At 67.3% G+C, this 12,258-nt stretch carries 12 protein-coding genes; 5 read left to right on the forward strand and 7 right to left on the reverse strand.

Going from position 1 to position 12,258, the window contains the following annotated elements; translation table 11 throughout:
• Positions 1 to 34 precede the first annotated feature (34 nt).
• The 5 genes from accB (at position 35) to PA01_05155 (ending at position 4,806) form a co-directional block, all read left to right on the forward strand.
• Positions 35 to 490 (forward strand): acetyl-CoA carboxylase biotin carboxyl carrier protein, encoded by a 456-nt coding sequence (gene accB / locus PA01_05135; protein ID KON81084.1) that lies wholly within the window; start codon positions 35 to 37, stop codon positions 488 to 490.
• Positions 491 to 619: 129 nt separating this feature from the next.
• Entirely contained in the window at positions 620 to 1,984 is a 1,365-nt protein-coding gene (gene accC, locus PA01_05140) for an acetyl-CoA carboxylase biotin carboxylase subunit (protein KON81085.1), read from the forward strand.
• A gap of 22 nt (positions 1,985 to 2,006) precedes the next feature.
• Positions 2,007 to 2,912 carry a 50S ribosomal protein L11 methyltransferase gene (prmA, locus tag PA01_05145; protein ID KON82317.1) on the forward strand — a complete coding sequence of 302 codons (906 nt, stop codon included), beginning with the start codon at positions 2,007 to 2,009 and terminating at the stop codon, positions 2,910 to 2,912.
• On the forward strand, positions 2,912 to 4,351 hold the full coding sequence (locus tag PA01_05150; GenBank protein KON81086.1) for a zinc-ribbon domain-containing protein: 1,440 nt from the start codon (positions 2,912 to 2,914) through the stop codon (positions 4,349 to 4,351). The genes prmA and PA01_05150 overlap by 1 nt, the downstream gene beginning before the upstream one ends.
• Before the next feature lie 62 nt (positions 4,352 to 4,413).
• Positions 4,414 to 4,806 carry a diacylglycerol kinase gene (locus tag PA01_05155; GenBank protein KON81087.1) on the forward strand — a complete coding sequence of 131 codons (393 nt, stop codon included), beginning with the start codon at positions 4,414 to 4,416 and terminating at the stop codon, positions 4,804 to 4,806.
• 42 nt (positions 4,807 to 4,848) lie between these two features.
• Here the strand turns inward: PA01_05155 and PA01_05160 are convergent, their stop codons facing one another.
• From PA01_05160 to PA01_05190, 7 genes are all read right to left on the reverse strand, one after another.
• A complete protein-coding gene (locus PA01_05160; GenBank protein KON82318.2) occupies positions 4,849 to 5,349 on the reverse strand; it encodes a glycine zipper 2TM domain-containing protein in 501 nt (166 codons plus the stop codon).
• The gene (locus PA01_05165) at positions 5,343 to 6,278 is read right to left on the reverse strand and encodes a carbohydrate kinase family protein (GenBank protein ID KON81088.1); all 936 of its coding nucleotides are present in this window, start codon (positions 6,276 to 6,278) and stop codon (positions 5,343 to 5,345) included. The genes PA01_05160 and PA01_05165 overlap by 7 nt, the downstream gene beginning before the upstream one ends.
• Positions 6,279 to 6,377: 99 nt before the next feature.
• Positions 6,378 to 6,788: an HIT family protein gene (locus tag PA01_05170; GenBank protein KON81089.1), complete on the reverse strand. Its 411-nt coding sequence runs from the start codon at positions 6,786 to 6,788 to the stop codon at positions 6,378 to 6,380.
• A gap of 251 nt (positions 6,789 to 7,039) precedes the next feature.
• On the reverse strand, positions 7,040 to 7,837 hold the full coding sequence (locus PA01_05175; GenBank protein KON82319.1) for a symmetrical bis(5'-nucleosyl)-tetraphosphatase: 798 nt from the start codon (positions 7,835 to 7,837) through the stop codon (positions 7,040 to 7,042).
• Positions 7,838 to 7,924: 87 nt separating this feature from the next.
• Positions 7,925 to 9,814 (reverse strand): polysaccharide biosynthesis protein, encoded by a 1,890-nt coding sequence (locus tag PA01_05180; GenBank protein KON81090.1) that lies wholly within the window; start codon positions 9,812 to 9,814, stop codon positions 7,925 to 7,927.
• Positions 9,815 to 9,964: 150 nt separating this feature from the next.
• Complete coding sequence (locus tag PA01_05185; GenBank protein KON81091.1) at positions 9,965 to 10,975, reverse strand: glycosyltransferase family 4 protein; 1,011 nt, start codon at positions 10,973 to 10,975, stop codon at positions 9,965 to 9,967.
• Positions 10,972 to 11,928 (reverse strand): SDR family oxidoreductase, encoded by a 957-nt coding sequence (locus PA01_05190; GenBank protein ID KON82320.2) that lies wholly within the window; start codon positions 11,926 to 11,928, stop codon positions 10,972 to 10,974. The genes PA01_05185 and PA01_05190 overlap by 4 nt, the downstream gene beginning before the upstream one ends.
• Between the last annotated feature and the right edge of the window lie 330 nt (positions 11,929 to 12,258).

Genomic DNA, 12,258 nt, shown 5'->3' on the forward strand with positions numbered 1-12,258 from the left:
GCCCCGTGCGGCGGCGCCCCGCTCGGAGAACAGCATGGATCTGCGCAAGCTGAAGAAGTTGATCGACCTCGTCCAAGAGTCGGGCATTTCCGAACTGGAAGTCACCGAGGGCGAAGAAAAAGTCCGTATCGCCAAGCACAGCCCCGCCCCCGTTTCGAACTACCTCACGCAAATGCCGGCGAGCGTGCCGCAATTCGCCGCGGCGGCCCCGGCTCCGGCGATCGTGCTGACGCCGCCCGTCGATGACGCTCCCGAAGGCCTGGTCGTGAAATCGCCGATGGTCGGCACCTTCTACCGCGCGTCGGCGCCGGGCGCCAAACCCCTCGTCGATGTCGGCCAGGCCGTCGCGATCGGCGACCGCCTGTGCATCATCGAAGCGATGAAGCTGATGAACGAGATCGAATCCGAGTTCGCCGGCACCGTGAAAGCGGTTCTCGTCGAAAACGGCCAACCGGTCGAATACGGCCAGCCGCTGTTCATCATCGCCTGAACGCCCTCATGTTCGAAAAGATACTGATCGCCAACCGCGGTGACCAGCCGCCTACGGGCGGCGCAGCGGCGCAGCCAAACCGCGCGGCACGAGCAGCGTGCGGGCGCGATTTCGCCGCGGAGGCACCTCATGTTTGAAAAGATCCTGATCGCCAACCGCGGCGAAATCGCGCTGCGCGTGCTGCGCGCGTGTCGCGAGCTGGGCATCCGCACGGTCGCGGTGCACTCGGTCGCGGACACCGAAGCGAAGTACGTCAAGCTCGCCGACGAATCCGTGTGCATCGGCCCGGCGCAATCGGCGCTGAGCTATCTGAACGTCCCCGCGATCATCTCGGCAGCCGAAGTCACTGACGCCGAAGCGATCCATCCGGGCTACGGTTTCCTGTCCGAGAACGCCGACTTTGCCGAACGCGTCGAGCAGTCCGGCTTCGTCTTCATCGGCCCGCGCTCTGACACGATCCGCCTGATGGGCGACAAGGTCAGCGCCAAGGATGCGATGAAGGCCGCCGGCGTGCCGTGCGTGCCCGGTTCGGACGGCGCGCTGCCTGAAGAGCCGAAAGAGATCGTCAAGATCGCGCGCGCCGTCGGCTATCCAGTCATCATCAAGGCGGCCGGCGGCGGCGGCGGTCGCGGGATGCGCGTCGTGCACACCGAGGCGGCGCTGCTCAACGCGGTCGCGACGACGCGCGCCGAAGCCGACGCGGCGTTCGGCAATCCGGTCGTCTACATGGAAAAATTCCTCGAGAACCCGCGCCACGTCGAGATCCAGATCCTCGCCGACGAGCACGGCAACGCGGTCTATCTCGGCGAACGCGACTGCTCGATGCAGCGCCGCCATCAGAAAGTCATCGAGGAAGCGCCGGCGCCGGGCATCGAGCGCAAGGCGATCGCGAAAGTCGGCGAGCGCTGCGCCGAAGCCTGCCGCAAGATCGGTTACCGCGGCGCGGGCACGTTCGAGTTCCTGTACGAGAACGGCGAGTTCTACTTCATCGAGATGAACACGCGCGTGCAGGTCGAACATCCGGTCACCGAGATGATCACCGGCATCGACATCGTGCAGGCGCAGATCCGCATCGCGACCGGCGAAAAACTGTGGTTCCGCCAGCGCCACGTCGAATTCCGCGGCCACGCGATCGAGTGCCGCATCAACGCCGAAGACCCGTTCAAATTCACCCCCTGCCCGGGCAAGATCACGAACTGGCACATGCCGGGCGGCCCCGGCATCCGCGTCGATTCGCACGTTTATAACGGCTACACGATCCCGTCGCATTACGATTCGATGATCGGCAAGCTGATCGCGTACGGCGACACGCGCGAACAGGCGATCCGGCGCATGCGGATCGCGCTGTCCGAGATGGCGGTCGAAGGCATCAAGACGAACGTGCCGCTGCACCAGGAGCTGATGCTCGATGCGCGTTTCGTCGAGGGCGGCACGAGCATCCATTACCTGGAGCACAAGCTCGCCGAACGCAACGAAGTCAAGAACCTTGCCTGACCCGGCCGCGGACGCGCACATCATGTGGATCTCGGTAACCCTGCAAGCCGAAGCGCACAAGGCCGAAGCGCTGTCCGAGGCGCTGATGGAGGCCGGCGCCCTGTCGATCAGCATCGAGGACGCCGACGCCGGCACCGATGCCGAGAAGCCGCAGTTCGGCGAGCCCGGGCATCATCCGGTCGGGCTGTGGGATCACAGCCGCGTCATCGCGCTGTTCGATGCGGACGTCGACCTCACCGTCGCGCTGGCCCGCGCGGCGGCCGACGCGGGCTTCGATGCGGTGCCGCCTTTCACGCTCGAAGAAATCGCCGAGCAGAATTGGGTGCAGCTCACGCAGAGCCAGTTCGAGCCGATCCGCGTGACTGAGCGGATGTGGATCGTGCCGTCGTGGCACGCCGCACCCGACCCGGCGGCGATCAACATCGAACTCGATCCCGGCATGGCTTTCGGCACCGGCTCGCATCCGACGACGCGGCTGTGCCTGGAGTGGCTGTGCGACGCGGTGCAGCCGGGCGACTGCGTGCTCGACTACGGCTGCGGCTCCGGCATCCTCGGCATCGCTGCGGCGCGCCTCGGCGCCGGCGACGTGCTCGGCGTCGACATTGACGACAAGGCGCTGGATGCCGCACGCGACAACGCCGCGCGCAACCACGTCGCACTGCGACTGCAGCACTCCCGCGAGCCGCTCGACGCACGCTTCGACGTTGTCGTCGCCAACATCCTGACGAATCCGCTGTGCGTGCTGGCGCCGCTGCTCGCTGCCCGCGTCGCTCCCGGCGGCAGGATCGCGCTGTCCGGCGTCCTCGAGACGCAGACCGAACAGGTGATCGCGGCGTACGCGCCGTTCCTGCCGCTGCGGGTCGGGGCGATACACGAAGGCTGGGCGCAGCTCGAGGGCGGCTCTCCGCGGCACCCCGGGAGCCAGTGATGTTCGCGCGCTGCCCGGCCTGCCAGACGGTATTCCGGGTGCAGCCGGAGCAGCTGCGCGCGCACCACGGCGAAGTCCGCTGCGGACGGTGCTATGCGTCGTTCAACGCGCTCGATCGCGTGCTGCACGTCGCGCCCGCGGCCTCGCCGCCCGCCGCACCCGCATCCGAACCGCCCGCTGCCGCCCCGCCTCCCCGTCCCGAATCGCTTGTGGAGCGCGACGACCGCTTCTTCATTCTCGACGAGCTGCGTTCGGCCCCGGACGTGACGCGACAGGCGGCTGATGACCGGACCGGAAGCGGAACCGCACCCGCAGCCGCACCCGCACCCGCACCCGCACCCGCACCCGGTACCGGAACCGGAACCGGAACCGGGCAGGATGACGAAACCGGAATTCCGCAGCTCGACGATTTCAGCGACCGGCTGGATTTCGAGATCCCGGAAACTTTCCTGACCTCCCGCCCCATCGCCGCGCAGGCGTCCGTAGATTCCGCGCAGCCGTCCGTAGATTCCGCGCAGCCGTCCGTACATTCGGCACAGTCGTGGGCTTGGCAACACGGTCACGAAGCGTCTGACGAATTCGTCGACCGCCCGCAACCCCGGATCTCCGTCACCGGCGACGGAGACCGTGGCGAGGCCGAAGCCGCTGCGACGTTCAGCCCGGCGCCGTTCGAGCCACCGGATCAGCGCGAACCCGTCCTGCCGCGCGACGGCGATTTTTCCGCAACGGGCGAGACGGCCGCCGAAGATGCCCCGCTGCCGCCGCTCCGTCGTGCGCGCACGTCCGCGCCGAAACCGCTCGGCCCCACCGCTGCTGCCGAAAGTGCGACGTCAGCGGAGCGCCAGGAGGACGAAGCGCCGACCGGATCCGCTTCCTTCCGCCCCGCGGCAGCCGATGCGGCGAACGACCGCGAGCATCTCGACGCGACGTACGGCTCGCCGGCTTCGCCCGCCAAGCGCTGGCTGTACGGGCTGGGAATCGGCATCCTGCTTGGCGCGCTGGCGGTGCAGAGCGCTTTTGTCTTCCGCGACGGCATCACCCGCAAGTGGCCACAGTTGCGCCCGGCCTATCTCGCGGCGTGCGGGCACCTGAAATGCACGCTCGCGCTGCCGCGCGTCGCCGGGGCGATCAGCATCGAAGCTTCCGAACTGCAATCGGAGCCCGGGCGAGGCGCGCGCTTCGTGCTGAACGCGACGATCCGCAACCGCGCTCCTCACCCTCAGGCTTATCCGCATCTCGAACTGACGCTGACCGACATCCAGGACCAGCCGCTCGTGCGCCGCGTGCTCGGGCCGGCGCAGTGGCTCCCCGCCGGCTTCCTCGAACCGGGTAGCGCCGAACAAAGATTCGACGCCGGACGCGACATCGCCGTCCAACTGCCGTTCGAGGCACCGGGTGTCGAAGCGAGCGGTTACCGGGTCTATGCTTTCTATCCGTGAACCGGCGTGACCGCACCCGTTCACGCGGCGGCCGGCCCGGTCTCCGACAATCTGGAACCGCGATGCAACATCTCTCCCCGGACACGCGCAAAAGTCCGTTCAAAGGCAAGACCGGCCTGATGCGGGTCTGGAACGCCTTTCGCTATTCGTTCGCCGGCCTGCGCGCCGCACTCGAGCATGAAGACGCGTTTCGCCAGGAATGCGTGCTGGCCGCCGTGCTCGTCCCGCTCGCGCTGTTCATGCCGGTCGGCGGCGCAGGCAAAGCGCTGCTTGTCGGCAGCGTGCTGCTGCTGCTGATCGTCGAACTCGTGAACTCCGCGATCGAAGCGACCGTCGATCGCGTCTCGCTCGAGCATCACCTGCTGGCCAAGCGCGCGAAAGACATCGGCAGCGCAGCGGTGCTGCTCGCGCTCGTCAATCTCGTGATGGTGTGGGGTCTGGTGATCTTCGGTTGAGGCCGCTCCCGGCCGACTTCCTGGCGGCCGGGAGCACAATTTTCAGCGCGTGACCCGCGTCGTGCCGGCGTCCCGCAGCAGGCGAACGCGTTCGCCGATGCGGAAATTCTCGCCGCCGTCCTCCTGCACGACCGCGAGCACCTGGCCGTTCTCGAGCCGCACGGTGACTTCGACGCCCGCCTCGCGCGTCGCGCCTTCCTCGACCGCAGCGCCGGCCAGACCGCCCGCCACCGCGCCGATCACCGTCGCGATCGCCTGTCCGCGCCCGCCGCCGACGCCGCTGCCTGCGATCCCGCCCACCGCCGCACCCGCTACCGGCCCGACTGGCGTCTTCGTGCCTTCGAGCTTCACCGCGCGCACCGCTTCGACCGTGCCGTACTGCACGACCATCGTGCGCCGCGCCTCGCCGCGCTGGTAGGCACCGCCGCCGAGGCCGGACGCGCAACCCGTTACGCCGAGCGCCGCGACCAAGGCTACAACCAGCGCGAGCCGCTGCGTTTTCCTGCCAGTCTTGCTGCCATGCACCTTCATCCCGCTCACCATAACGCCTCTCCAAATGCTGCCGCATACCGTTCGGCAATGTCGTTGCGCGCGGGCGCATGGTTCTGCCCGCCGCGGTGTCCGATCTTGACCGCTCCCATCACCGACGCGAGCCGCCCCGTCCGCTGCCAGTCGTAGCCGTTCGCAATGCCGTAGAGAACCCCCGCGCGATAGGCGTCGCCGCATCCCGTCGGATCGGCCAGCTGGTCGGGCACGACACACGGAATCGCGATGCACCGGCCTTCCGCGTAGATCTGCGAGCCTTCCGGCCCGAGCGTCACGACCAGCGCTTCCACCCGGTCGGCGAGCTCGGCGAGCGTGCGCCCGGTCTTCTCGCTCAGCAGCTTCGCCTCGTAGTCGTTGACCGTGCAGTAACGGGCCAGTTTCAGGCATTCCAGCAGCTCGCCGCCGGAAAACAGCGGTATTCCCTGCCCCGGGTCCAGCACGAACGGAATCCCCGCCTCGGCGAACTGCGACGCGTGGTTCAGCATGCCGTCGCGCCCGTCCGGCGACACGATGCCGAGCGTCACGCCGACGGCGTCCTGCACCCGGTTCAGGTGCGAATGATTCATCGCCCCGGGGTGGAATGCGGTGATCTGATTGTCGTCCAGATCGGTCGTGATGAAAGCCTGCGCGGTGAACGTGTCGGGCACGTGCGTGACGTGGTCGTCGCGCAGGCCGAGCTCGCGCAGCCACTCCCGGTACGGTCCCGCATCGTCGCCGACCGTCGCCATGATCAGCGGATCGGCGCCGAGCAGCTTGAGGTTGTACGCGATGTTGCCCGCACAGCCGCCGAACTCCCGGCGCATGTCGGGCACGAGGAACGACACGTTCAGGATGTGGATCTGCTCGGGGAGTATGTGGCTCTTGAAGCGATCATGAAAGACCATGATCGTGTCGTAGGCGACGGAGCCGCAGACGAGAATGGACATGGCGCACCTGCCGGACGGAAAAGGCAGCCATTATAGAACTCTTGCGCCCTCGCTCGCGGCCCTACCCGCGGGCGAGGGCGCACGCCAAACAGCGGACGATCAGATCACCGCGCGCAGCTTCGCCGCCATCTCCTCGAGCGCCTCGCGCGACGGATTCTTCGCCGGCCACGCGAGCGCCAGCCCGTCGCCTTCCCAGCGCGGCAGCACGTGGATGTGGAAATGGAACACCGTCTGCGCCCCGGCCGGCTCGTTCGCCTGGAACAGCGTCACGCCCTCGCAGCCATACGCCTTCTTGACCGCCCGCGCGACCCGCGCCGCCGTGCGGAACACTGCCGCGGCCAGTTCGTCGTCGAGTTCGTAAATGTTCGCGCGATGCGGCTTCACGACCACGAGGGTGTGGCCGGGATTGACCGACTGCAGGTCCATGAACGCGAGCGTCGCATCGTCTTCGAAGATGTTCGACGCCGGCAACTCGCCGTTGGCGATGCGGCAGAACACACAGGTTTCCATAGTCTCTCCTTCGGGGTTGAGTTTCGCTGTCGCTGCATCGTAACGGGCCGGGTCACGGTGCCGCAACGCGGTGTTCGAAAACGGCGTCACCGACATCAGACGAGCTCACGCGTCATGCACCAGACACGGCAACAATCCGCCGCCGGCACGGGCGCGCGCGTCCTCCACCGGGGGGCTGGGGCGATGTCCAGCCGGACAACGCGTGATGGACCCGAGGTCCCGCCTTTTGGACAGCCGCCTTCCTTGACCGTCTAACCCGGCACCTGGAACACTTCTCCGTCCTCCAGCCGCACCGCGGTGAGCTTGCCACCCCAGACGCAGCCCGAATCGAGCGCGATCAGGCCCGGCTCGCGATAGAAGCCGAGCGCCGACCAGTGGCCGCAAACGATCGTGTGCGTGCGGTGGAACCGTTCCGGCACCCGGAACCACGGCAACGTGCCGGGTGGCGCCTGATCGGGCGCCCCCTTGGCGCGCAGCGCCATGCGACCTTCCGGCGTGCAGAAACGCAGGCGGGTCAGCGCATTGACGATCACGCGCAGCCTGTCCGGCCCCTGCAGATTCTCCGACCAGCGATCCGGCCGGTTCCCGGCGAGTTGGAGGAGGAACTTTTTCGCGTCCGGGCCGGCGAGCGCCGTGCTCACCTCCGCGGCAAGCGCCTGCGCCTGGCCTATCGTCCAGGCCGGCAGCAGCCCCGCGTGGACCATCGCGTAATCGCCCTCGACGTGCATCAGCGGCTGCGCCGAAAGCCACGCAAGCAATTCGTCGCAATCCGGCGCATCGAGCACCTGGTACAGCGTGTCACCCTGCTCGCGGCGCGTGTAGCCGGCGGCGACCATCAGCAGGTAAAGGTCGTGGTTGCCAAGCACGATGGTTGCGGCATCGCCGAGCCCGCGCAGACAGCGCAACACTTGCAGCGACTCGGGCCCGCGGTTGACGAGATCGCCAACGCTCCAAAGCCGGTCGGCCGCCGCATCGAAACCGGTCCGCTCGAGCAGACGCTGCAAAGCGGCGTAACAACCCTGAATATCGCCTACGGCGTAAGTGGCCATCGAGTGCATGCGCCGCCGGGACGAGCGGTCAGCGCGAGGAAATTGGGCAAGCGGCGATTCTAACCGCCCGCGATCCCGCGGCAAGCCTCACGCTTCGATCCTTGCTCCCGGCAGCGGAGAAGAGCCGCCGATGACGCGCAGCGTGGGTTGCCCCGTCATCGGCATGTATTCCGGCACCCAGCGCAGCAGGCCCCGGCGCACCTCGTTGTCGCTGACTGGGCCGGACTGCGCCAGCCACGTGTTGAGCTCGACGAGAAAACTTGCGGCGACCGGGCGTGAACGCGCGATCCGCAGCTTCGGATGCGGCGTCTCGCGCGTCACTTCGGAATCGGCGAGCAGCTCTTCGTAAAGCTTCTCGCCCGGCCGCAGCCCGGTGAACTCGATACGAATTTCCTCTTCGGTGTAGCCGGACAGCCGGATCATGTTGCGCGCCAGATCGACGATCTTCACCGGCTCGCCCATGTCGAGCACGAACACCTCGCCGCCCTGCCCCATCGCCGCCGCCTGCAGCACGAGCTGCGCCGCTTCGGGGATCGACATGAAATAGCGGTTGATGTCCGGATGCGTCACCGTCACCGGCCCGCCGCGCGCGATCTGCTCCTGGAATTTCGGGATCACGCTGCCGGTGCTGCCGAGCACGTTGCCGAAGCGCACCATCTCGAACTGCGTCGCCCCACCGCGGCAATGCAGCGCCTCGCACGCCATCTCGGCGAGCCGCTTCGTCGCGCCCATCACGTTCGTCGGATTCACCGCCTTGTCGGTCGAGATCAGCACGAAGCGCTCCGCCCTGTACTGCTGCGCATGCTCTGCGACCCGCAGCGTCCCGAGCACGTTGTTCCGCACCGCCTCCCAGGCGTTGCGCACTTCCATCAGCGGCACATGCTTGTACGCGGCAGCGTGGAAGACGAGCTGCGGGCGCCAGGTCGCGAAGACTTCCTCGAGGCGGGCCGAATCCCTGACGTCCCCGGCGAGCGCCTGAACGGCGACGTCAGGGCGGTGCTGGGCGAACCATTCGACGACCGTATAAAGCGCGAACTCGTTCTGCTCGAACAGCACGAGCCGTCGAGGAGCGAACCGGGCAATCTGCCGGCACAATTCGCTCCCGATCGAGCCTCCCGCGCCGGTCACGAGGACGACTCTGTCCTTCAGCATCCCTTCGACGTGGGGCGTGTCGATCCAGACCGGCTCCCGCCCGAGCAGATCCTCGATATCGACGCGCCGGATCGAGGACACCGCGACCCTTCCGGCCATCACATCCTCGAGGCCCGGCACGGTAAACACCTGCGCGCCCGCCTGGACGGCAAGGTCCGCGGCCGCGCGCCTGACCCCGGTCGCCGCCGAGGGCATCGCCAGGATCACGTGACGCACGCGTTCGGCGGAGAGGATCTCGGGCAAGGCGCGGACCGGGCCGAGCACCGGCCGGCCGAGGAGCTCGCGCCCCCATTTTTCGTCGTCGTCATCGATGAGCCCGACCACCTGCCAGTCCGGGCTGCGCTCGAGCTCCCGCATCAGCATCGCCCCGCCGCGCCCCGCACCAACGATGACGACCGGTTTTCCTTTCCCGACGAGCCCGCCGTAAAGCCGGTGCTCTTTCCACATCCGGTACGCGACGCGCCCGCCGGCCATGATCATCAGCAGCAGGATCGGATAGAGCACGAGCGTCGAGCGCGGCACCGCGGGGCCCGCGCGGTAGAGCGCGACGAAGGCCAGCAACGCCAGTGACGACACCCCCACTGCGCGCAAGACGCGGCTAAGATCTGGCAGGCTCGCGAACACCCACATGCCACGGTACAGACCGGCCCAGCGACAGACGACCGCGTGGGCGGGCAGGATGACCAGCAAGCCGACTGCCACCTGGACGGAATACTCGGCCGGCCATGTGAAGTTGAAGCGCAGGAGAAATGCCCCGAACCAGGCCGCACACGCCGCGACCAGATCGAAAAGGAATACGAGAGCAGAACGGTTCAACCTATTCATGCTGATCGGGTCCTTTTGGCTTTGTTCAGGGCTAAAACAAGGGCGGGCCGCGATTGTAGCCGATCCCGGAACGTTCCCGGGATTCGCAACGTTTCGCCACAAACTGTTCCCAACATGCCGGCTTCCGGCATCACCCCCGCACGTGACCCGTTATGCCTCCAACTTCCCCGCTCGAAACCTCACCGCCAGCACCGCCAGGGGCGCATATGCGACCACCACGCCGAGCAAGCCGTCCACGCTCCCATGCGCGACGCATAACGCGACGGGCAGCAGCCAAAACAGGTTGATCGCCGCGACACCGAGCGTCACCGGCAGGTGCGCGCCGAAGCGGCGCGCCGCATGCTGATAGGCGTGGTTGCGGTGCGCCTCGTATACCTTCTCACCGCGAAACAGGCGCCGCAGCAGAGTCCAGGTCGCATCGACGACGAACACGCCGAGCAGGATCACCCAGCCCCAGAACAGCTCGGGAGACACCCAGCCGGCCTGCAATGACAGGACGCCGAGCGTGATGCCGAGAAAGCCGCTGCCGGCGTCGCCCATGAAGATCTTCGCGGGCGGAAAGTTCCAGCAAAGAAAGCCAGCGACCGCGGCGACCAGCAATAGCGGCACGGCGGCTAAAGCGGATTCGCCGACGAGCACGTAAAGCGCCGCACCGCCAAGACAGACACTGATGGCTTGGACACTTGCGATGCCGTCGATGCCGTCCATGAAGTTGTACAGATTCAGCAGCCAGACGAGATACACCACCGCAAGCAGATCGCCGGCCCAGCCGAGACTCACTGACGTTCCGAACAGCCGCAAAGGGGCAAGACCGCCCAGCCACGCAAGGGCCCAGGCCGCGGCGGCGAAATGGACGAGCAGGCGCCAGCGCGCCGCGATGTGGCGGTGATCATCGAGAAAACCCACGACCGCAACCGCCGCTCCGGCGCCCAGAAGAGCCCACACGCCTGCGGGCTCGGCGATCACCGGCAACGCGAGCAGGAAACTCAGCACGATCGCGACGCCGCCGCCACGCGGTGTCGGCACCAAGTGGGAACTGCGCCTGTTTGGAAGATCCAGCAAGCTGCGGGCCAGCGCATACCGCCGTAACGCACCCGTCAATATGCCGGACGTCGCCGCGATCACGGCGAGCAGCCCCGCGAAACCGGCCAGCGCGTTCATCGCGGCAACCCTGTCGCGGCCCGTCGCAGACCTTCATCGACCCTGATTGGCGGATTCCAGCCGAGCAGACGCCGTGTTTTCGCAATATCCACCTGCAGATTTCCGCACAACCGCCGGATCATCGCCCGCCTGCCAAGCAGACCGGCCCCGGCCTCGATCAGTCCTGTCGGCACCCGCGGCAACCGGGCCGACACTCCCATTGCCGCGGCGAGGCGGCGCAGCAGCTCAGCGGTCGAAAGGTCCTCCCCGTCACTCACCAGGAAAGCGTGGTTTGCGGCCCCGGGATGCCCGATGCAAAGGGCGACCAGGTCGACCAGATTATCCAGCGCGACGAACGAGCGGCGATTATGCTCGATCGCTCCAAACGGAAGCGGCACCCCATGCTCGAGCCAGCGCATCATGCTCCGGAAGTTCGCCTTCACGCCGGGGCCATACACCAGGGGCGGGCGAATGATCACGACCGCCATACCGGTTTGCGCCGCCAGCTTCATCAGCCCCGCCTCGGCTTCGGCCTTCGAAATCGCATAAGCATCCTCCGGCGCAAGGGGATCGTCCGCGGCGAAAGCGTGCCCGGCAGCCGTTGCCTCACCGTGCACTTTGACCGAGCTGATGAATATGAAGCGGCGCACTCCGCCCGCCGCGGCCTGACGAGCGAGGCTCAAGGTGCCCTCAACGTTGACTGCCCGAAAGGCCGCCAACGGATCCGTCGCCGAGTCGTCCATGACATGCACCCGCGCGGCAGCGTGAACAACCACCTCGTGTCCGGCAAGCAGCGGCGCCCACGTCGCGTCGGCCTCGAGCGCAGGCCCGCGCACGCATTGGTCAGCAAGGCGACCCGCGCGCATCACGCCGGTTGCGGGAAGCCCGTCCTGACACAGCCGCGCAAGCAGCGCGGACCCGACGAAACCGCCGGCGCCGGTGACCAGCACTCGGCTGCGAGGAGCGTTCAGCACGAGGCACTCCGCCGGAGTCTGCCGACGCCCTTGTCCTGCAGGGCTCCGGATTCCCAACCGACACGACGCGGCGCGACGTCGGACGCCAGGAAGCTGCCGACAAAGCGGTGTCGATCGCGATGCGGAGCGGTCCTCACCGCGTCTCCGCCCGCAACCCAACGCAGCAGCGTCGCTTCCCGCCTCAGTCGTGAATACGTTTTCATCGTAAAACTGACTCCGGTTTGAAACCCCTCCCTTGAGGGCGGTGCGGAGGTTGAATACCCGGGCCTGAAGGCCGGGTGTCCGCCGTAGCAATTCGGGAGAGGATGCGCACCCCTTCCAGATTCATTC

The sequence above is a fragment of the Azoarcus sp. PA01 genome (assembly GCA_001274695.2).
GTDB lineage: Bacteria > Pseudomonadota > Gammaproteobacteria > Burkholderiales > Rhodocyclaceae > Aromatoleum.

Bases quoted from the DNA above. Each gene is read 5' to 3' on its own strand.
- accB (KON81084.1), top strand. From the start codon at position 35: ATGGATCTGCGCAAGCTGAAGAAGTTGATCGACCTCGTCCAAGAGTCG.
- accC (KON81085.1), top strand. From the start codon at position 620: ATGTTTGAAAAGATCCTGATCGCCAACCGCGGCGAAATCGCGCTGCGC.
- prmA (KON82317.1), top strand. From the start codon at position 2,007: ATGTGGATCTCGGTAACCCTGCAAGCCGAAGCGCACAAGGCCGAAGCG.
- PA01_05150 (KON81086.1), top strand. From the start codon at position 2,912: ATGTTCGCGCGCTGCCCGGCCTGCCAGACGGTATTCCGGGTGCAGCCG.
- PA01_05155 (KON81087.1), top strand. From the start codon at position 4,414: ATGCAACATCTCTCCCCGGACACGCGCAAAAGTCCGTTCAAAGGCAAG.
- PA01_05160 (KON82318.2), bottom strand. From the start codon at position 5,349: ATGGTGAGCGGGATGAAGGTGCATGGCAGCAAGACTGGCAGGAAAACG.
- PA01_05165 (KON81088.1), bottom strand. From the start codon at position 6,278: ATGTCCATTCTCGTCTGCGGCTCCGTCGCCTACGACACGATCATGGTC.
- PA01_05170 (KON81089.1), bottom strand. From the start codon at position 6,788: ATGGAAACCTGTGTGTTCTGCCGCATCGCCAACGGCGAGTTGCCGGCG.
- PA01_05175 (KON82319.1), bottom strand. From the start codon at position 7,837: ATGGCCACTTACGCCGTAGGCGATATTCAGGGTTGTTACGCCGCTTTG.
- PA01_05180 (KON81090.1), bottom strand. From the start codon at position 9,814: ATGAATAGGTTGAACCGTTCTGCTCTCGTATTCCTTTTCGATCTGGTC.
- PA01_05185 (KON81091.1), bottom strand. From the start codon at position 10,975: ATGAACGCGCTGGCCGGTTTCGCGGGGCTGCTCGCCGTGATCGCGGCG.